This is a genomic window from Lentzea sp. NPDC059081, assembly GCF_042738015.1.
GTDB lineage: Bacteria > Actinomycetota > Actinomycetes > Mycobacteriales > Pseudonocardiaceae > Lentzea.
This window is the reverse complement of the sequence record NZ_JBHYGW010000008.1, coordinates 23427-44088: the sequence shown is the minus strand read 5'-3', so window position 1 is coordinate 44088 and position 20662 is coordinate 23427. Positions and strand designations below refer to the sequence as shown.

General features: G+C 70.2%; 14 protein-coding genes and 1 pseudogene. 5 read left to right on the top strand and 10 right to left on the bottom strand.

The features are described 5' to 3' along the window. Positions 1–165 precede the first annotated feature (165 nt). Positions 166–654: a hypothetical protein gene (locus tag ACFWV3_RS19995; protein ID WP_382412881.1), complete on the bottom strand. Its 489-nt coding sequence runs from the start codon at positions 652–654 to the stop codon at positions 166–168. 339 nt (positions 655–993) lie between these two features. Here ACFWV3_RS19995 and ACFWV3_RS19990 point away from each other — a divergent pair, with 339 nt between their 5' ends. Continuing rightward, a complete protein-coding gene (locus ACFWV3_RS19990) occupies positions 994–3828 on the top strand; it encodes a BTAD domain-containing putative transcriptional regulator (protein WP_382412880.1) in 2835 nt (944 codons plus the stop codon). Positions 3829–3858: 30 nt separating this feature from the next. Here the strand turns inward: ACFWV3_RS19990 and ACFWV3_RS19985 are convergent, their stop codons facing one another. The 5 genes from ACFWV3_RS19985 to ACFWV3_RS19965 form a co-directional block, all read right to left on the bottom strand. Then, a complete protein-coding gene (locus ACFWV3_RS19985) occupies positions 3859–4107 on the bottom strand; it encodes an SDR family oxidoreductase (RefSeq protein WP_382413092.1) in 249 nt (82 codons plus the stop codon). A 508-nt stretch (positions 4108–4615) separates the two neighbouring features. Then, entirely contained in the window at positions 4616–5074 is a 459-nt protein-coding gene (locus ACFWV3_RS19980; RefSeq protein ID WP_382412879.1) for a hypothetical protein, read from the bottom strand. Between the two features lie 84 nt (positions 5075–5158). Then, entirely contained in the window at positions 5159–6496 is a 1338-nt protein-coding gene (locus ACFWV3_RS19975) for an NB-ARC domain-containing protein (protein ID WP_382412878.1), read from the bottom strand. 462 nt (positions 6497–6958) lie between these two features. Continuing rightward, entirely contained in the window at positions 6959–7687 is a 729-nt protein-coding gene (locus ACFWV3_RS19970; RefSeq protein WP_382412877.1) for an SDR family oxidoreductase, read from the bottom strand. 1 nt (position 7688) lies between these two features. Next, complete coding sequence (locus ACFWV3_RS19965; protein ID WP_382412876.1) at positions 7689–8765, bottom strand: alkene reductase; 1077 nt, start codon at positions 8763–8765, stop codon at positions 7689–7691. 65 nt (positions 8766–8830) lie between these two features. On the opposite strand from ACFWV3_RS19965, the gene ACFWV3_RS19960 reads away from it, so the two are divergent. From ACFWV3_RS19960 to ACFWV3_RS19945, 4 genes and pseudogenes are all read left to right on the top strand, one after another. Beyond that, complete coding sequence (locus tag ACFWV3_RS19960) at positions 8831–9169, top strand: winged helix-turn-helix transcriptional regulator (protein ID WP_382412875.1); 339 nt, start codon at positions 8831–8833, stop codon at positions 9167–9169. A 143-nt stretch (positions 9170–9312) separates the two neighbouring features. After that, positions 9313–10620, top strand: coding sequence for a hypothetical protein (locus ACFWV3_RS19955; RefSeq protein ID WP_382412874.1), 1308 nt, complete (start codon positions 9313–9315; stop codon positions 10618–10620). A 152-nt stretch (positions 10621–10772) separates the two neighbouring features. Beyond that, positions 10773–11036, top strand: a pseudogene (locus ACFWV3_RS19950) (hypothetical protein); the annotation flags it as partial. A 223-nt stretch (positions 11037–11259) separates the two neighbouring features. Further along, entirely contained in the window at positions 11260–12492 is a 1233-nt protein-coding gene (locus tag ACFWV3_RS19945; RefSeq protein ID WP_382412873.1) for a hypothetical protein, read from the top strand. Between the two features lie 14 nt (positions 12493–12506). Here the strand turns inward: ACFWV3_RS19945 and ACFWV3_RS19940 are convergent, their stop codons facing one another. From ACFWV3_RS19940 to ACFWV3_RS19925, 4 genes are all read right to left on the bottom strand, one after another. Then, positions 12507–14630, bottom strand: a complete 2124-nt coding sequence (locus ACFWV3_RS19940) for an NB-ARC domain-containing protein (RefSeq protein ID WP_382412872.1) — start codon at positions 14628–14630, stop codon at positions 12507–12509. Positions 14631–14694: 64 nt separating this feature from the next. Beyond that, the gene (locus ACFWV3_RS19935) at positions 14695–18090 is read right to left on the bottom strand and encodes a tetratricopeptide repeat protein (protein WP_382412871.1); all 3396 of its coding nucleotides are present in this window, start codon (positions 18088–18090) and stop codon (positions 14695–14697) included. A 26-nt stretch (positions 18091–18116) separates the two neighbouring features. Then, complete coding sequence (locus tag ACFWV3_RS19930) at positions 18117–19151, bottom strand: hypothetical protein (RefSeq protein ID WP_382412870.1); 1035 nt, start codon at positions 19149–19151, stop codon at positions 18117–18119. Between the two features lie 244 nt (positions 19152–19395). Further along, positions 19396–20643: an RNA polymerase sigma factor gene (locus ACFWV3_RS19925; protein WP_382412869.1), complete on the bottom strand. Its 1248-nt coding sequence runs from the start codon at positions 20641–20643 to the stop codon at positions 19396–19398. Between the last annotated feature and the right edge of the window lie 19 nt (positions 20644–20662).

Genomic DNA, 20662 nt, shown 5'->3' with positions numbered 1-20662 from the left:
TGGGGTGAGGAGGGGGGGTGGCGGGGGGTGGGGGGGGTTGGGTGGAGTCCGGAAGGTCCCCCTTTGCCCGGGCCCTTGTGCTTTGGGGGGGGCCCCCGGCAGGAGGACACGACCAGCCGGGCCGGCCACGCGCCTCGGGATCGTCTCCCCCGGTCGAGGCTCGCGTCACGGGTAGTAGACGATGCCCTCGGCGTGGACGTACGGTCCGCCGGTCCCGCGGGTCGGGTTGGCTTCGAACTTGTAGTCCCCGCCGCTGGTGTGCCAGATCAGGTCGTCGGCACCGTCGCAGCCGTTGGCCGTCTTCGTGCCCAGGCTGTACCAGTAGAACCCGTTCCAGCGCCAGAGCGTGAAGTTCATCTTGCTGCACGGGCTGCCGGAGCTGAGGTCGTAGACCTTGTTGACCTTGATATTGGTGTACCCCACGCCCGGCGAGGTCCACTGGCGCGAGAACTGGGAGAACGACGCCTCGACCCACCAGTCGAACCGGCCGGCCAGAACCCCGACCTCGTCGCCGGTCGTCCGCTCGGTCGAGCCGACACCGGTCAGCCCGTCCTGGTGTCGCTCGGCGCCCGCGGATGACACCGCCGACGACTCCGCGAACGCGTTCGTCGCCGAGCTCGCCACCCCCAGAACAGCCACTGCCGTCGTGATCATGGCGATCAGGGCACGTTGTGCTGTTGGCACGATCCCTCCCTGGATGTGCTTGCGTTCAGGCCGCGAAGGATTTCGCTTCCGTGGTCCCGACTGTCGGCCGCCCCTCGTGCGAAATACTTGCTTTTTCCTGCTCCGGCCAGGTCAGGCCGGTATGCGCGGTGCCCGGAAGCAGGGTTCGCTGTTCGACATCATGTGTTCCTCCCTGTGACCGGCGGCCGAACCGGGTGGCCGCGCCCCTGCCTCGGCGCCGGGAGCGCGGCCGATTGTGTGAACTGCCGTCAGTCACCCACGCCACGCAGTCCAGGCCGCTATTCATGGACCGGGGGAGAGGAGACGGCCATGGGGGTGGACGTCAGTCTGCTCGGCGAGGTGACCGCACAGGTCGACGGGCGGACGGTGGATCTCGGGCCTGCCAAGCGGCGGTGCGTGCTGGCTGCGCTGGCTGCCGACGCGGGCCGGGTGGTACCCGCCGACCGGCTGGTGGAGCAGGTGTGGGGCCCGGACACGCCGCGGCGTGCGCGAGCGGCCTTGCACAGTCACATCTCGAAGCTGCGCCGAACATTGCTGGGTGCGGCGGACGCGGAGATCGCTCTGCGCTCCGGCGGCTACCTCCTGGTGGTGGACAACGCTGATCATCCGGTGGATCTGCACCGGTTCCGGGACCTGCGCGCCCGTGCCCGCGACGCCGATGACGCGCAGGCGGTACGGCTGTTGACCGAGGCGGTGGCGTTGTGGCGCGGGGAACCGTTGACCGGATTGACCGGGCAGTGGGCGGAGACCGAGCGCGACCGGCTGCGGCAGGAACTGCTGGCGGCCCAGCACGATCTGATCGACGCCCGGCTGCGGGTCGGCCAGGGTGAGGAGCTGGTCCTGGACCTCGCGGCACGTGCTGCGCGGTATCCGTTGGACGAGCGGGTGGCTGGGCAGTACTTGCTCGCCTTGCACCGGGCCGGGCGGTCCGCGGATGCCTTGGCGTACTACCGGCAGCTGCGGGAGCGGCTGATCGAGGAGCTCGGTGCCGACCCCGGTGCCCCGCTGCAAGAGCTGCACCAGCGGATCCTGGCCGCGGACTCGACGCTGGCCGTCCGGCCCGGCGGCAGCGTGACCGCGCCGATGCCGGTGCCGCGGCAGCTACCCGCCGCACCATCGCGTTTCACCGGCCGGGACACCGATCTCGCCGCGCTGACCACCGCGCTGAACCAGGCCGGGCGGGACCGAACGGTGGTGATCTCGGCGATCGGCGGTACGGGCGGGATCGGCAAGACCTGGCTGGCCCTGACGTGGGCGCACCGGCACGCCGAGCGGTTCCCCGACGGGCAGCTGTTCGTGGACCTGCACGGCTTCAGCCCCGCGGAAGAACCGATGCGCCCCGAGGTGGCGGTGCGCGGGTTCCTCGACGCCCTGGGAGTCGAGCCCGACCGGATCCCGACCGACCTGCACGCACAGGCCGCGCTGTACCGGAGCCTGGTCGTGGACCGGCGGATGGTGGTGCTGCTGGACAACGCCGTCACCGCCGACCAGGTCGTTCCACTGCTGCCCGGCAGCCCGGCCTGCACCGTGCTGGTCACCGCACGCACCCGGCTCGCCTCGCTGATCGACCGGCACGGTGCCCGACACCTCCAACTCGACGTGCTCACCCCTGACGAGGCGCGCGCTCTGCTCGCCGAACGCGTAGGCGCCCACCGCGTCGCCGCCGAACCCGAAGCAGTGGACGAGCTGGTCGCGCTGTGCGGGGGCCACCCGCTGGCGCTGTCGATCGCTGCCCGCGACGCCGCCACCCGCCCCGGTCTCCTCCTGGCCGAGGTCGCCGCCGAACTGCGCGAGCTGGGGTTGGAGATGCTCGATCACGACACCGACCCAGCTGCCAGCCTGCCCGCCGTGCTGTCGTGGTCCCTGCGCCGTCTCACCGACGAACACCGCGCACTGTTCGCGCTGGTAGGCGTCACCCCCGGCCCCGACACCACCCCGCCCGCCGTGGCCGCCCTCACCGCCCTGCCTCCAGCCCGCGCACGCAGGGCGCTGTCAGTGTTGGAGGACGCTTCCCTGGTCGAACGGCGACCAGGCGGCCGATACGCGATGCACGACCTGGTCCGCGCCTATGCCACCACCACCGCCCATCAGCTGCCCCACGAGGTGCGGGACGCGGCCCTGATCCGAGTGATGGACTTCCACCTGCTCACCGCTTTCGCCGCCGACCGCCTCCTGAACCCCCACCGCACGCACATGCGACCCGACCCGCCCGCACCCGGCGTCCACCCGCACCCGCTACCCGACGCCGCAGTCGCGACAGCGTGGCTGGAAGCCGAGCACGCCACCTTGCTGGCCACCCAGCGAACCGCCGTCGCCCTGGGCCGCCATCGCGTCGTCTGGCACCTCGCCAGGGCACTGGACACCTTCCACTACCGGCGGGGGCATCTGCGCGACACGCTCGCCATGTGGCGGGCTGCGCTGGACGCCGCAACCCACCTGCCCGACCCGGCGACCCGCAGTCGCACCCACCGGCACCTCGGTCACATCTGCGCCCGTCTGGGCCTGCACGCGGAGGCGACCGAGCATCTCGATCAGGCCCTGTCCCTGGCCACGCGCCACCGCGACCCCGTCGAACAGGCCCACACCCACCGGGCACAGGTATACGCCTGGGAAGAACGGGGAGATGATCGGCGGGCACTCGATCACGCCCACCAGGCGCTCGACCTCTACCGCGCCCTCGACCAGCCGGTGCGGGAGGCCGACGCGCTCAATGCGGTGGGCTGGTGCGCGGCGCGCCTGGGCGACTTCGACAACGCCCGCGACTCCTGTGCCGCCGCTCTCTCCCTGTACCGCCGCCACCACCATCCCGCGGGTGAGGCGACCACTCTGGACAGCCTCGGGTTCATCGCCCGCCGCACCGGTGACCACCGGCAGGCCGTCGACCACTACCACCAGGCCCTCACCCTGTTCCGCACCCTCGGCGACGCCTACCAGGCCGCGGACTCCCTCGACCACGTCGGCCACCCGTACACGGCGCTCGGACGACACGAGCAGGCACGCCAGGCGTGGCGGGAGGCGCTGGAGCTGTACCGCGGGCAAGGCCGCGGCGACGACGCCGAGCGGGTGCAGCGACAACTCGACGACCTCGGTCCGGCACCGGAGTCGAGCACCGTGTCAGCGACCACCGGGCCGGCGGGAGCGTGAAAGACGGTGTCGCCCATCGCCCGCTCGCGGTCAGCGGTTGCCCTGCATGAGGACGTGTTGTCCGCCGTCGACGACGACGTTGGCGCCGGTGACGAACCGGGAGTCGTCGCAGGCGACGAACAGCGCGACGAGGGCGACGTCCTCGGGTGTGCCGACCCGGCCGAGTGGTGTGCGGTCGGTGTCCTTGTCGGTGATGAACCGGTCGGTCTGGTTCATGCGGGTCAGGCCGGGGCTGCTGGTGTTCACCCGGATCCCGAACGGCCACCAGCACCGTCCGATGCACGACCACGAGGTCGGGGCAGAACGATCAACTTCTCCAGTCCGTCAACGCACTCTTCTGCCGCCGAGCGTGCATGCCGACCTCAGACGAGACAGAGGCCCGGACCAGAACGGAACCGCGCCGATCTGCGACCGTATGGGCCTGGCCTTCCCTGCCGCGTCCGGGCCGCCTCGGCGACACGAGCAGGCGACCCGCGCGGAGGCGCGACGACGGACGAGAACCGCACGCACCTGTTCGGCTTCGGACGCGCCAGTCGCCGCCCCGTACGTGCCGGAGATCGGCGACGAACTCGGTTGCGTACCAGGACGTGCACAGGTCCACCCGAAAGATCGCCGAGCACATGGGTGCGTGACTGTCCGTCCGCGGCTGGAGCAGCAACGTGGCTTCGTGCCGCACCCGGCATTCACGGCCTGCTCAACGGACACCGGCCTGCCGCGTGAAGTCCGGGCCGGAATCGGCAACCGCGCTTCGACCAGCGCGGGGTGCGGCACCCGCTCATGCCGCCGATCAGCGGCCGTCAGCGCCGAGGGTTCCCTTGCCCGGGCTGGATTCCTTGCCGGCCAGAGCCGCCGCTCCCGGGCCGAGCAGGAGGTGACAGCCGTTGAGGCCTCCGAAGGTGCTCTGGGTTCCGGTGCCGGAGTTGCTCGTCACCAGCGAGGCGTACGTCGTCTTCACGCCGTTGAACTGGAACTGCAGAACACTCCCCGTCTGTGCCCAGAGGCCGGACAGCGACCCGGCCGTGAAGGTGCCATCGCCGTTGAACGTGATCGGTGTGCTGGCGTAGCTGCCGGTGCAACCCCAGTCAAAGCGCAGGGTCGCCGTGCCGGGGGCGACCGCCTGGATGCCGACGCCGGGTGCGGCGGCCGCCGGCCGTGAGGCCGGCGCGGCGGAACCCGAGGTGGTGATCGCAGTGACGGCCAGCACGGCGCCCGCGACGCCGACGAACAGCTTTCGCTTCGTGATCATGAAACTCTCCCCGTTTCTGTGCTGGAAAAGCCAGCAACGCACAGGATGGGACGCTGGCGGCCCGGCGGGTAGGAGCGGAGGCTGTCAGGAACGTCGCTGACAGTCGGCCGCATAGGCCGACAGCAAACTGTTCATCGTGAACTCACCCGGCCGTACCCGTTCGAGAACGTTCTTGCGCACGAGCACTTCCGTCAGCCTGCCTGCCTGATCCGCGGTTATCCTGGCGAGCGCGGCCACGCTCGCCAGGTCCACCAGCTGGTCCCGGCACCCCCCGAACAACCGGAAGAGCCCGGCCGCGTCCTCGGGCAGGCGTCGGTACGACCACGAGAACACCGCTCGGATCGCCGTTCGCGGGTCGTCGCCCGCGTTCAAGAGATCCAACCGGCGTTGGTCGTCCGCGAACTCACGAACCAGGTCGGCCAAATCGTCCACATTGGACGAATTGGCCAACTCGGCCGCGATCCGCAACGCCAGCGGCAGCCGTGCGCACAGCTCGGCCAACGCCTCGATCGCCGCCGGTTCACGGTGGAACCCCGGCCGCAGCAGCTCTCGCATCAACTCGGTCGCCTCCGCGGGCTCGAGGACGTCCAGCCGTACGCGCCGGGCCCCGTGCCGGGCGACCAGCCCGGCCAAGCTGTCCCGGCTCGTGACGACGACCAGGCACAACGGGGTACCGGGCAACAACGGCCGCACGTGGTCGGTATCGCGAGCGTTGTCCAGCAAGATCAGCATTTTCCGGCCGGCCAGTGAAGATCGGTACCAGGCGGCACACTCCGCCACCTCCTTGGGAACGTCCGCGGCCCGCACGCCCAGCCCGCGCAACAGCGACGCGAGCGCTTCGGACGCCGGCATCAGCGAGTCCGGGTCGTAGCCACGCAGGTCGATGTACAGGTTCCCGTCCGGGAACTGGTCGGCCACGCCATGCGCCCAGTGCACCGCCAGCGCGGTCTTGCCGACCCCGGCCGTGCCGGAAATCGCCGCGGTCCGGGCGGACTGGCCGAGCGGCCCCAACAGTGCACGCAACTCCGTCTGCTGCCGGAGTCGGCCGATGAAGGACGGGACGTCCGGCGGCAACGCCTGCGGGGTCGGCCGTCCCGTGCGGTGACCCGTACCGCCGCCAACCGGCTGTTCTGGCTGGAGCTCCACCCGCCGGCCGTCCCGCCACAGCGCGGCGAACTCCTCCACGTTCCCGCCGAGCTGTGTGACCAGCGCGTGCACCGTGTCCCATCGGGCCATCCGCGGCCCGGACAGCGCTTCGTGGATCGTCGTCGGATTGATTCCGTTCGGTCGCTGTCGGCAGCGCGTGCGCCGTTGCAGCTCTCGCATGCTCGGGTTCCCGGCGGCGGAATGCAGTGCGTGCAGCCGGTCGAAGAAAGTCCGGATGGCGCCGCTCGGCACCACCGGTTTGCGCACCTGGCCCATCGACCCCCTGACCACGATCTCCTTGAGGAAACCACCGTGTCAGCGGAGCGCGACGGTTGTCCATCCGGCGGATGTCCAGGAAAGTGCTGGGTCATTCAGCACAATGTCATCCTCTTTCGGGGCAGCCAAAAGGGAAGACTTGCGTGCATCGTCCTTTGTGGAGGCACTTGGCCGGGGAGCCGGTCAACGACCGAGGTCGCGAATCGGGCTCGTCTACGAGCCCGGCCACGTGGAGCCCAGGCGTCCAACGGTGCTCGTGCGGCCCGCGGCCCGTGAGAGGCTTGATCTCGCCGAGCCGGTGGGTCGGGGGGTTCCGGCGCCGCCCCGGAAGTCGTTCTCCGGCAACGCCCGTCGATGTTGACGTGGAGTGCGGCAGAAGGGTGTTCAGGTCTGTCGTCACCAACGGATCTCGAACACCCTTCGTCCGTCTCCGGACACCACCGGAGCCGGGGGCTCAGTCGCCTAGACCTGGTTTCGCCCGCCGTCGACGAACAGGTCGGACCCGGTGACGTAGGAGGCGTCGTCGGAGGCCAGGAACAGCACCGCGGCGGCGACTTCCTCCGGACGGCCCACCCGTGCCAGCGGGATGGTCGCCGCGCCGGTCCGCTGGAACTCGCGGACGTCCGGGTCGTCGCTGGTGCCGATGTAGCCGGGGCTCACCGCGTTCACCCGCACGCCGCGCCCGCCCAGTTCCACGGCGAGGGTGCGGGCCAGCGCGCGGGCGCCCGCCTTCGCCGCGGAGTACACACCGAGGCCCGGCAGGCCGGCGGTGGCGCCGATGGAGGACATCAGCACGACCGACGCGTGCTCGTTCAGCTCCGGCGCCAGCGTCTGCACCGTCAGGTAGGGCCCGCGCAGGTTCTGCGCCAGCACGGTGTCGACCTCGTCCAGGCCGACCTGGCCGAACGGGGTGTGGCTGCCGCCTCCCGCGTTGGCGAACAGGACGTCCAGTCCCCTCCCCCGCTCGCGCAGCGCCGCCAGCAGCTCGGTGAGGTGCGCGGGGTCGGCCGCGTCACCGCGCACACCGGTGGCCGACGGGCCGAGCCCGGCCACGGCCTCGTCCAGCGCATCCGCACGACGTCCGGTGATCAGGACGTGGGCTCCCTCGGTGACGAACCGGCGGGCGGTGGCCAAGCCGATTCCGGCCGTGCCACCGGTGATCACCGCGGTGCGGCCGTCGAGCCTGCCCACGTCAGGCCGCCAGCGACGGGTAGTCGAGGTATCCCTGGTCGGTGCCGCCGTAGAAGCTCGACCGGTCCGGCTCGTTGTACGGGCCGCGCCGGGCGATGCGGTCGCCGAGGTCCGGGTTGGCGAGCCAGGGGGCGCCCAGCCCGACCAGGTCGGCACCGGCGGTGAGGGCGTCGGCGACCCGGTCGTGCGGTGCCTCCGGTTCGGCGGTCCGGTGCGGGTTGAGCAGCAGCGTTCCGGGCCAGGCCTTGCGCACCAGCGCGGTCAGGTCGCGGCGCCCCGGCGACTCCGAGACGTCCAGGAAGGCCAGCCCGTCGCCGGCCAGTTCTCCCAGCAGGGCCTCGTAGAGCTCCTCGGAGTTCCCCTCGTTGATGCCCTGGACGGTGGAGGCGGGCGAGACCCGCAGCGACGTCCGGTCCGCACCGGCCGCACCGGCCATCGCCCGGACGGCCTCGACGACGAACCGGATGCGGTTCTCCGTGCTGCCGCCCCACTCGTCGGAGCGCAGGTTCGAGTCCTGGCACAGGAACTGCTGCGGCAGGTACCCGTTGGCGGCGTGCAGCTGCACGCCGTCGAAACCCGCCGAGAGCGCCAGCGAGGAGGCCGTCGCGAAGTCCTGGAGCGTGGCGCGGATGTCGTCGGCGGTCATGGCCTCGGGCACCGGGTGGTCCCGCATCCCGTCCGGCGTGAAGGTCTGACCGGGTGCCGCCACCGCCGAGGGCGCGTGCCCGTCCAGGCCGCCCCGCATGCTCGGGTGCCCGGTGCGGCCGCCGTGGAACAGCTGCAGGTGGATGGTGCCGCCGGCCTCGTGCACGGCGTCGGTGACCTGCCGCCAGCTCTCGGCCTGCTCGGGCGTCGCGATGCCCGGTGTGGTCGGGTAGGCCTGGCCGCGCTGGCTGATCTGGGTCGCCTCGGTGACGATCAGGCCGGCTCCGGCGCGTTGCCGGTAGTACTCGGCGATCGCGGCGGTGGCCAGCCCCTGCTCGGTGGCGCGGCTCCGGGTCATCGGAGCCATGGCCAGGCGGTTGCGGACGGTGGTGGCACCGACCCGCAGGGGCGAGAAAACGTTGGTATCACTCATGATTCCCAGCTTCGGCCGGAGCTGTTCGGTTGCCAACCGAGCGGTAATGGACTTACTGTGGGTAAGTGACCAGGTCGACGGCAGTGAACCCGCAGGTGATCGACTCGGCGAGCTGCGAGGTCGCGGGCGAGATCATGAGCTTCGTCTCACGGCGCTGGACCTCGGCGGTCATGCTGGCCGGTTCCCGGGGCGCCCGGCGGTTCAGCGAGTACCGGCGCATGGTCGGCGGCATCTCCGAGCGCATGCTGTCGGTCCGCCTGGCCGAGCTGGAGCAGCACGGCCTGGTGCGCCGGGAGGTGGTGCCCAGCATGCCGGTGCAGGTGCTGTACCACCTGACCGACCGCGGCCGAAGGCTGCTCGGCGCGGTGGACGCCATGACCCGGTGGGCGCACGACGCGAGCTGAGCCGCTCGCGCGGTCCCCGCTCGAAGCGGGCGAACGCCTCCGGTGCCCGTCCGAATCGAAGACGCGGTCGACGACCGTGTTCGCGACGCTGCTCGGCAAGTCGGGGCGGCATCAGGTGGTCGGGGAGCACTAGCCTCCCGCGGGTGAGCGAAGCGTGGCACGAGTTCCGTCTTGAGGTGTTCGGCGAGCCGTACCTGGTGTGGCACGAGGGCGCCAACGTCGATGCGCTGGTCGCCGAGCACGAGCGCGGGCCGGAGCGGGCGGAGCGGATGGTGCGCCTCGGTGTCGCCGAACGCGATCACGTCGCGGTCGAGTCCATGGGCGCACTGGCGCGCGCCGGTCGTGCGCCGTCCGATGCGGCCGACGTGCTGCGGTCCGTTCTCCCGTCCGCAATCGGCACTTTCCGCGTGCGGACCGCGCAGGTGCTGTGCGAGATGACGGGTGACGACGGGTACGTGTCCGAGGTGGCCGCGGTGCTCGAAAGCGGTGGCGGGCACTGGGGCGAACGGATCGACGCGGCTCTGGCGCTGCCACGGCTGCCGCGCACGCCGCGCTCGGTGGCGGCGTTGCACCGCGGCGTGCTCGACCAGGAGTACCTGGTGCGCTACCACTGCGCGAACGGACTGCTCGGCCTGACGAGGCCCGGTCGCGACATCGCGAAGCACAAGGGTTTCACGTCGGTCAGCGGCGAGGATCCCGCACGGTGGCGTGCGGTCGCTGACGAGCTCCTCGGAGCCTTCGGTGCGCGGTCCGCCGGAATGCACGGCGACCGGGCGACCTTCGCCGTCGAGTTGGGGCCGGCCGACTACGCCGCGCCGCACCTCCGGGCCGCGCAGGTGCACCTGAACGGCGCACGGCTGTCCGGACCGGACCAGCTGCACGTGCCGGCGCTGCGCAACATCGGCGTGGACACCACTTCTCCCGACCACCTGCGCGGTGTGCTGGAGCACCTGGGTTTCGTGGACCTGCCCGAGTCGATCGTGCTCGACGAAGACGCAGTGAAGTCCACAGTGGACTCCGTGACGGCAGGCCTCGACTTCGACTTCGACGTTGCGCGTTGGCTCTCAACGGATCTGGTGATCGGCGACCGGGCACGCATCGCGATGGAGATCGGGCCGGCAGATCCACGCGCACCGCAACTGCGCACGTGCACGCTGTGGCTGGACGGCGCCATCGCGACTCCGTACGACAACACGGTGTACGTGCCGCAGTTCGTGCACTCGCTGAGGACGGACGTCGGCCTCTACCGGGCGGGGCGATCATCGGAATTCGCGCACTGGGGTCCCACGACCGACGATCTGTCCGCTGAGCTGCACCCGGACGGCACGCTCGCGTACCGGCTGCGCTCGCAGATCGACGGCGTCGGCGACCGCGGAGGAGCGGTGCGGTTGAGCATCGACGAGATCATCGCGGTTCTGGAGGAGACCGCCAACACGCTGGACAGGCCGTGATCACGGCGCTGCAGCAGACAACGAGCTCTGTGCGCCCCGGTTCGCTCGCACATTGCCACGATGCCGATGACACGGTGCCCACCCCCGGAGATGGGCACCGTGTCGGCTCAGGCCAGGCCGATCTGCTGGTAGAAGGTCTGGTTGTCCCAGAACAGGAACTGCAGCACGCGATCATGGGCTACCTGCCCGGCTACGCGACGCCGCGGATCGTGTGCGACGTGCCGTACGTCGGGAAGCGGTGGGTGTACCAGCTCGAGGACTACGACCGCGAGCTCGGGATCTCCTATTGGACCAAGAACTACAGGACCGGGATCGAGCTGGAGGACCCGGAGGCGTTGAACCGCCGCTACCCCTACTACCACCCGATCTCGACGCTGGGTGAGGCCGGCCAGAAGTGGTGGGCCGACCAGGCCTGACTGCCTTGATGTGGCTGTTTCGGGACATCTCCCGGGACCGGCCCCATGGCCTGAAGGCTCCGGAAGGCCGGATTCCGGAGTTCCGGAGCCCGGAACCGATGAGACCGGCCGTGAACTGGGCGAACACCGCTGTCGACCTACGGCGTTCCGGCGTTCGGCATTGAGGTGACACAACGGCCTCAAGCTCGGTGGCGATCACAAAACGCCAAGCCGAGGAGCCGAAGTGCCGCACTTCGAGGAACCGTCCCAAGGGCACGAGCCGGACGGTCAACAAAAGATCATCACTACCGGGGATGCGGCCTGCGCTGCCTGGCTGAGCCGCCCGGACGTCAAGCTCGTTCTGGCGGTGACACCCCACCGGCAAGGCCTGAGCCGAATCCTGGACTGTCTGCCGGCGATCGAGGCGGACTACCGCGTGCAGGTCGTGTTCTCAGTGCCGGAGACCGGGTATCAGTGGGCCGGAATGCAGGATCGCTTGCGAGAGCTCGGTGTTCTCCGGATGCCCTGGCGACAGGCTGTCGAGACGTCGTTCGACCTCGTGCTCGCCACCTGCAGCTGGGGCATCGACGAGATCACGTCACCGCTGGCGTTGATGTCGCACGGCGCGACTGGCGTGCGGTCCCGGATCGCGCACGAGACCGAGGAACACAACTACATGCCCGAGAAGCTCATGCGTGGCGGTGAAGTGATCCCGGCAAGGCTGATGCTGGCCAACGACGACGAGGTGCTCGCCGTCGCGAAGTCGTGTGCCAGGGCGCTGCCCGCGGCTGTCATTGCCGGAGACCCGTGCTTCGACAGGATGTCCGCGAGCTCGCCGTATAAAGAGCTCTACCGCGAGGCCCTGGGAGCGGCGCACGGCCAACGGATCGTCTTCGCCGTGTCGTCGTGGTCCCCGCACTCGTTGTGCGGCAGCGATCCCCAGTTCCTCACGCGGTTGGCGGACGAACTGGCCGGCACCGACAACCTGGTGGTGGCATCACTGCACCCCTTCTGGTGGGACGCTCACGGACGGCGACAGATCCTTGCGTGGCTGGGCCACGCCCGAGAACGCGGGCTGGTCCTCCTGCCGCCTGACGAAGGTTGGCGCGCGGCCGCTGTCGCCGCCGACGTAGTACTGTCCGATCACGGTTCGGCCGGGCGGTACGCGGCGGCGCTGGGCGTGCGCACGATGATGAGTGTGCGGTCACTGGTCGACGTGCGTCCCGGCAGCAGCGCGGACCTGTTGTCGCGCTTCGCCACTCCACTGGACCACGACCAGCCGCTGCGACCTCAGGTGGAATGGGCTCTGGCTGCGGCGGTGGACCCTCGTCACGCCGAGTTGGCCGCACGGATCACAGGGCGGCCGGGGCAGTCGTTGTCCATCCATCGGCGCGAGTACTACGGCCTACTGGGCGTGTCCGAGCCGGTCCACGACGTGCCGGTTTCGCCGGTGCCGCTGCCGAAGCCGTTGTGGTGAGCGGGATCGGCCGCTCATCCGGCTTGCCGGGACTCGGGTTCGAGGCGCAGGCGCAACGACTCGGCGCGCCGGTCGCCGAGCGAGATGGCGATGCGCAGCGCCTCCTGCCGGTGCAGGTGCGCCTCGTGGGTCGCACCGACTTCATCCTCCAGGTCCGCGAGCTTCTCGAGCACGGGCAGGCGCAGGGAGGCGGCCTCATCGGCAGGCAAGGCCGAGAGGCCCGCCCGCACCTCGGTGATCGCTTCCGCCATCGCTCCGGTCGCGGCGAGGCAGGTGCCCGCTCCCACGACGGCCTGCGCCCAGCAGTGGCGGTCGCCGATCTCGTCGGCGACCCACGCCGACGAGCGGAAGTTCGTCACGGCGCCGTCGAACTCACCGGTGTCGGCGAGGGCGTGGCCGAGATAGCACAGCAACAAGGCGACACCGCGCTGCCTCCCGTGGCGCCGGTTCAGCGTGAGCGACTGTCCATACTGGTCGATTGCGGTCACCATATCGCCACGGGCGTGCGCTGCGGCACCGAGTCCTTCCCTCGCCGTGGCTTCACCCTCCCAGTCGCGCTCCTGCTGGGCTCTGGTAAGCGCTTGTTCGAAGAGGGAGGTCGCGGAGTCCGGGTCGCGGAGTCTGCTGTGGACAGCCGCATGCTGCAGCGTCATCCGGACCTCCGCGATGCCGTCGCCGCACCGCACAGCGGCGTCGACGGCAATCGTTCCCACCGCACGCCACTCATCGGTGTGGCCCCGGTACAGGAACACGCCCCACATCGCCTCGTAGAGCTGCCAGACCAGCTCGTACCAGCCGTGGCCGAACGCGGTCCTGGCGCAGGCCACGAGGTTCGGCAGCGCGTGCTCCAACCAGTCGAGCGCCTCACTGCGCCCTGTGAAGGGCGGCTCGGCCGTGATCCGGTAGCGCTCACCGAGGTGCGGGCGCAGTGGCGTGACGAGCTGGTCGGCGGCAACGGCCCGGTCCAGCAACGACTCCACCAGCGCGCGCACAGCGTCCCAGCGTTCGGACTCGCTGTCGTCGCGTTCCGCCTGGCGACGTGCGTGCAGGCGAAGCAGGTCGTGGAAGCGGAAGCGCTCGGGACCCGAGTCCATCACGAGGTTCGCGCCCAGCAACGTGTCCAACAGGTCGTCCACGTCCGTGTCGGCGTCGCCGAGCAGTGCCGCAGCGCTTTCCGGATCGAACTCGACGCCGGGGAACAGGCCCAGCCGACGGTACAGCCTGGCTGCGTCCGCCGTCAGACCCCGATAGGACAGGTCGAAGGTCGCGGCGACGGACAGCTCACCGTCCTCGGCCACCAGCGCTCGCAGGCGCCGGTGCTCGTCGGTCAGCTGCGCGGCGATCGTGGCGAGCCTCCAGCGCGGACGCGCCGCCAGCCGGGCTGCCACGATGTGCACGGCGATCGGCATGCCTCCGCAGAGTGCGGCGACGTCATGCGCCGGTTGCGGTTCCTCGCGCACCCGGTGCCGACCGACCGCACGACCGAGCAGCTCCACCGCTGCCTCGGGCGCCAGCGCGTCGAGCGCCACCAGACGACCACCGGCTGCGACCAGACCCGACAGCCGTTTGCGGCTTGTCACGATGACAGCGCTGCGGCGTGAGGCCGGCAGCAGTTCGATCACCTGCGTGCTCGTCGCGGCGTCGTCGAGGAAGACGACCATCTCCCTGTCGGCTGTCAGGGATCGGTAGAGCGCGGCGCGACTCGGGTGGTCTGCGGGCACCTCCCCCGATGGGACGCCGAGGCCCAGCAGTAGGCGCCCGAGAAGTTCGCCGGGAGTCGCGGGTCCGTACGGCCCGTGCGCGGACATGTCGGCGTACAACTGCCCGTCAGGAAAGCGCCTGTTCACAGCATGCAGCACGTGCAATGCCAACGCGGTCTTACCCACACCTCCCGTGCCAGTGACGACGGCGAGTCCGGGACCGGACCGGTCGGCATCTTGCGCCAGTACGGCCATGATCACCGCGGACTCCGGTTCGCGGCCGGTGAAGTGGGCCGGTGAGGGAGGGAGCTGGCGAGGTGTGCCCGGCAGCCAGGTCTGGTGTACGTGAACACCGCCGTGCACGGTGCCCGCCTGGACCACGGTGCCGCCGGAGTTGTGGGAGACCTCGTTGACCACCGACGGCCGCGCTGGGTCCACGACGCACCTCCTGTCCCAGCCCTCCAGGCTAATGCCGGATGACGGCTGGTCCAGGGCCTCCCGTTCACCCTGTAAGCCGGCCGAGGACTTCATCGGCGCGACGCAGGTGCGGTGTTACCGAATCGGGTGACGTCTTCTCGATCACACGCACGATCGCCGCAGCCTCACTCGCGGCTGCCAGAGCATCGTCCCGGCGTCCTACAGCGGCCAGCGCGATCGCCGACGTCGTGAGCGCGCCGGAAAGGAACGGAGTCCACAGGTCGTCGTCCTCCGACTGCAGTCGGAGGATCTCCACCGCAGCGTCCGCGCATCGGACCGCCTCGGGCGCACGGTCCAGCGCCACCAGCTGCCTACCCAGGGTGCTGCGCGCCACCGCCAGGAACGGCTCGACGCTCTCGTCCTGCTCGGAAAGCTCCTCGTAGCGCCGTACCGCTTCCTCAGCGAGCGACATGGCCTCATCGTTCCGGCCCGCCTCGCCGAGGATGAACGCGAGGTTGTGCACGGCGTCGGCCAGGTCTGCGGCGTGCAGGCCGTCCGCCTCCACCAGCGGCCGGTAGTGCATAACCGCTGCCGTACCCGCCTCCACGGCCTCGTCGGTCCGCTCGACCTCGGACAGGTACGAAGCCTGGTTGTAGAGCGCCATGGCGAGGTCGGCGGTGAACGGGTGTGGGTCGACCGCGGCGAGCTGCCCGAACAGCACAACCGACTCGGCTCCGGCGTCCACCGCCTCCTCCCGGTGCCCTGACGCGGACAGCGACGTAGCGTGGCTGCGCAGCGACAGTGCGAGATCAGGCTGGTGGGCATCGGGATCGGTCTCGGCGAGCTCGCGGTAGATGATCATCGCGTTCTCTGCCTCGCGCAGCGCCCGTTGGGCGTCTCCGGCGTGTGAGCACGACACGGCGAGGTTGTGCAGCGCTCCCGCGAGCTGCGGCCGGAACGCGGCCGCGTTGATCTCGACGAGTCGGTGGTAGAGGATGATGGACTCCTCCGCCGCTGCCACGGCTTCGTGCTGCCGTTCCGGCACAGCGTCCAGGTAGGCGGGCAGGTTCTGCAACGCGTCGGCGAGGTCCGGGCCGTACGTGGCGAAGTCGTCCTCCGCCAGGGCTCGGTACAGCGCAACCGACTCGTCGGCTGCCTCCAGCGCGGGCCCGTCACCTCCCAGATCCGACCGGGACGCCGCGATGTTGTGCAGCACCATGGCGAGGTCGGGAACGAACTCGGTGCGCTCCTGCGCCACGAGCTGCCGGTACAGCTCGGCGGCCTGCTCGTCGTGCTCCAGTGCTTCCCCGTGCTCGCCCAGCTCTGCCAGCGACTTGGCCAGGGTGTTCAACGCGTTGGCCAACCCCGGCACGTCCGCCGGCCGGCTCCGGTGGAGCGCCGCGGCCTCCCTGGCGCTCGCCAGCGCCTCCTGTCGCCGTCCCGCTCTGGCCAGCAGCAGGCACTGGCTGTTCAGCCACAGCGACAGCGACTCGTGGCCGCTCTTGCGCGCCTCCGCGACCGCGAGATCGGCGTGCACGAGGCCCTCCGCGAACTGGCCTGCCTGGTCCAGCCGCACCGACAGGTCCCCGTGCAGCCCGGCACGCCGCGCCGGGTCGCTCTCGGCGGCGAGCCGGTGCTCGGTCAGCTTGCGTGCGACCACGGCAGCCGCGACATCGAGGTGGACGTCCCGCGTCTGCGGCAGCAAGACCTCCGCCGCCTCCAGCACCGCGGGATCGAGACCCGGCAGCTCGGTCAGCCTCGTGGCGGCCGCGGGACCGGCCAGGAGCAGCAGTCCCGGGTCGGCTCTGAGCACCGGGTTGACCAGTTCCACGGACAGGTGCGGATAGCGGTGAGCGCTTTCGGCGAGCACGGCCAGCACACCGGGTGTCCACGTGCGCACCGCCACGTCGGACGCGCTGTTCGCGATGAGCGCCGCGGCTGCGGACAGGACGTTCTCGCGTCCCGTCGCCGCGGTGGTCCAGTCGTCGGTCTGCCAGTTCAACCGGACGTGGTCGTGACCGGGCGTGGTCAGTGCGACGAGGTCCTCGCCGAGGCGGTCGGGATGCACCGGTTCGAACACCGTGCGCGGGTCGCTTGCCGGGTAGCACGCGAGGTGGTCGTCGATGAGCCGGTCCGCGCCGTCCGGTGACGCCGCCAGCTCGGTGCGTCGCAACGCCGCGCGGCCATGGGGTCTCGGCACGGCACCCACGAGCGTCGCGGTGTAGGCGATCCGGGTCATGACCGGCGCTCGTGTGAAGCCGCTGCGCGCGCTGTGGAGCTTGTCCCACCCGGAGTACTCGCGGCAGAGCAGGTAGTCCGCCACCGCGAGGAGGTCGGACGGCGGAGCATCTCCCCGCAGCTGGGAGTCGACTGCCGCCAGAGCCGCCATCTGCACGGCGAGCACCTGACCGTAGTCACCGCGGTCGAGGTCGGCGGGCTCGGTGGGAGCAGGCAGTTCCGCCGGCGCGCCGAGCCGGTCGGCGAACTGCGCGGCGGCGGTGTGGAACATCGACCGCCGCGCGTCCGGCGAGTTCGTGAGCGGCTGCAGCTGCCAGTGGCCGGTGGCGTCGACGTGGTGATCGGTGTCGAGCCGCCCGACGACGGCCGGCCACCAGTACTTGGCTGTGCGGCCCAGCAGCAACACCCGCACGCGTCTCTCCTGCCGGAGTGCGATCTGCTGCATGGTCCGGACGAACGTCAACAGGTCGTCGGTTGGCCACCGGTCCCCGTAGTCGAGTAGTACGAGCAGATCCGACGTGGCGCCGAGGACGACCCTGTTCGGTTCCGCTTCCGGCTGTCGCGCCGCGGCAGGGGCGTGCCGGACCCGCCACACCTGCCACCCCTGTGCGAGCGACTCGGTGGCGACCCGATCGGCCAGACGGGTCTTTCCCTGCCCTCCCGCCGCGTGCAGCAGTTGAACGGCGACGAGGTCCGTGCCGTCACGCCACCCGTGCACCTCGGTCAGTTCGTCGCCGCGTCCAGTGAACGGCACCACGGCGAACTGCGGCTGAAGCAGACGGGAGGGGTGTGCACGGGCCTCCTCCTCCGACAACGCGGGCACGGCAGCCGACACCGGGGTGACGTCGAACCGCCTGCCGCCGAAGTCGACCACGGCGTCCTCACCGGGGCTCTCGAACAGCACTGCGCCCTGCAACACCACTCGTTCGGCCTTGGGACGACGACGGGGTGAGGAGGCGAAATGCCGGCGCTGGGCACTCAGGTCCGCGAGGTGCTTCAGCACGTCCGCGACGGTGGCCGTCCGCAACGCCAAGGCCTTCGAGGTGACACAGGCAGCGGCAAAGCGCTCGACCAGCTCGGCGTCCGGCACCCGTTCACCCTGGCCGCGTTCGAGCTCCGACACCGTGCTGGTGTTGCTGTGGATCTGGTCCGCGACCTGCTGTTGCGTGAGGCCGTTCGCCTTGCGCAAGGCTTTCAGCCGACCGCCGAACGCGGCAAGTTCGGCCTTCCACGCATCGGGCATCCCGGTCACCGCGCCAGCGTGACAGGTCAGCGAACGATCCGGGGCAGCGCCACTGCCGGATCAGCGACTCGATGAACGGGCTCGGCAAGCCCCAGCAGGTCGTAGAAGAGCTTCCGCAGGATCCTGATCGATTCACCGGGTCTGGTCGTGATCATCTCGGTGACGTCCGCGCACCGCGCCGGGTCGTGGTTCGCCAAGGCCTCGCGGACCTGCGGAGCGAGGGGACGGTCCAGGTGCAGGAGCGGCGTGGAGCGGGACAGCACGTCGGCCGTGCTGGCGGGTCGCACGTCGATCAGCGAGCCGCTGTCCACCAGCACCGGTATCCCCAGTGCCGCTGCGTACTGACCGACGGAGCCGTGATCGGTGATCACGACATCGGCGGCACACAGACCCCCGCGCCAGTCGTGGCGAGGGTCCAGCACCTGCAAGCCCGTGCCGATCGCATCGGCGAGCCATCCCAGCACCTGACGACGGCCATGACCCTGCCAGACGAAGGGGTGCAGAGCCGCGACGACGCGGTACTCGTCGGGCGGCAGCTCGGTCGTCAACCGGGTGAAGACTTCGGGATCCCTGCCGAACAGCGACGCCGGCGACCACGTGGTGCCGGCCAACACGACCTTCTGACCAGGGCGAGCACCCAAGGCGGCGCGGTACTGCTCGCGGTAGGGCAGCGATGCGCGCATGCGGTCGAACGACGGGTCGCCGACCACCACCGCACGCGGCAACGCGGCACGGCAGGAGCTCGCCAGCGCCGCCACCTCCCGATCGCTGGCCAGTGCGAGAGCCGCCGGAACGACCTCGCCATCGCGGATCAGGCGGTCGGGGTGGAAGGCGTGCGGCACGCCGTCACCGGCCGGCCCGATGCGCGACCTCTGGGTACCTGCCCCGTGCGACAGCAGCACAGCCGGGGCGTCCAGTTCGGACAACCCCCAGTCGCAGGCGGCGATGGCGAGGTCGTACCGGGTGCGGATCGCCTGGTGCCAGGGCACGACCAGCCACCCGAGCCCACGCACGAGCTCGTGGATCTCCTCCCAGTGGTGACCGGTCGCTGGTGTCGTCACAACGACTTGAACCCGGTGGTCTGCCTCGAGCGCGGTCATGACGTCGCCCAGCCGTTCCACTGCAGGTGCGTGCCCGGCCACGAGGCCCACCAGACGGCAGCCCTGTCTGGTGAGCCAGAACTCTGAGATCGGATCTCCCTGAGCGATGACCCGGTCGTGGTCGTTCAAAAGCCGTTCCCTCTGTTCGTGGTGTCACGTACGAGCGGTGCGGCGGAACTCCCGCCCGCCGCACCGCTCAGGTCGATCAGATGTCCCAGTGCTTCTGGGTCTTGCGGCACTTCTTGCCCGAGTCCGCAGTGCGGCGGGGCTCAGGCCGATGGGTTCGCGTCGGATGCTCGGACCGCGCATTCGCGGCCGGCTTCGCCGGCACGGTGGCGGTCGGCGTCGACATCGGCGGAGCTGTCACCGACACTCGCGTGGGCATTAGCCGAGCCGGTGCTTCGGTCGGCGGCACCGTCGGCGACTCGACCGGGGGCGCGGGCAGGGGCGCTTCCGGCGCGGCTTTCCGCGGACCTGCCGGCAACTCGATGATCGGCCCGCGCTCGAACGCGGAGGAGGTGTCGGAACCCGTGGCGCCCTGCAGGAAGAAGATTCCGGTCGCCACCGTCATCACGACCAAGCCGGCGCAGGCCGCGAGCTTCACCCGTGTCCCCGACTCGGCAAAGCGCCCAACAAGAGGTCCGCAGAACACGACCCCGAGAATCACGAAGATGCTGAACCGGAGGTGCCGCCAGTTCGGCTGCGCGTCCTTGCAGCACGCGCATCGGCTGATGTGCACGCGGATGTCGCGCAGGAGCTCCGGAGAGTCCTCCCGATTCCTGGCGATGCTGGGAAGCGTCGTGCATCCGTGGTCGGCGTCGGTCAGGAGGTACACGGCCGCCGCTGCCTCCTGGCACTTCGTCCTCGCCCTGCGCCGCCGCTCCTTCACGGCGTTGAGCGTGATCCCCAGCCGATCAGCCTGCTCCTGTTCCGTGGCGTTACCCAGATTCACCTCGAAGAACAGGTCGAGGTCGTCGTGGTCGACGTCGGCGACGAGCCTGAGAACGCGGTCGAAGAGCTGCTTGGCGTCCAGGCGGACCTGGATCGCCTGGTCCAGACCCTCCTGGACTTCGGTGCGCCTTCTCCGAAAGCGCTCGACACGCGCCCGTTCTCGTGTCTCCCGCCGATGGAAGTCGATCGCCGTGTTCCGCGCTACCTTGCGCACCCACGCTCTACGGCTCGTGCGGAACTTCTCCGGTGCGCCGAAACGCACTTTCTCCAAGACCATGTTGGTGGCCGCCCGCGCCAAGGCCGGTTCGCGCAATATCGAGATGCAGATCCTGAACACGACTTCTTCGTCCTCCTCGGAGGACGGCAGAGCAGACTCGCGACCATCTCGCGCAGCCCATTGGTTGGTCATATCCAGTAGACGTGCGAAACCTGAGTCCGGGGGGCGCTTTTCCAGGTGAACCCTCCGAACCCGAACAGGGGGAAGTTGATCACACAGTGTCACCCGGTACCAGGCGTTGTCC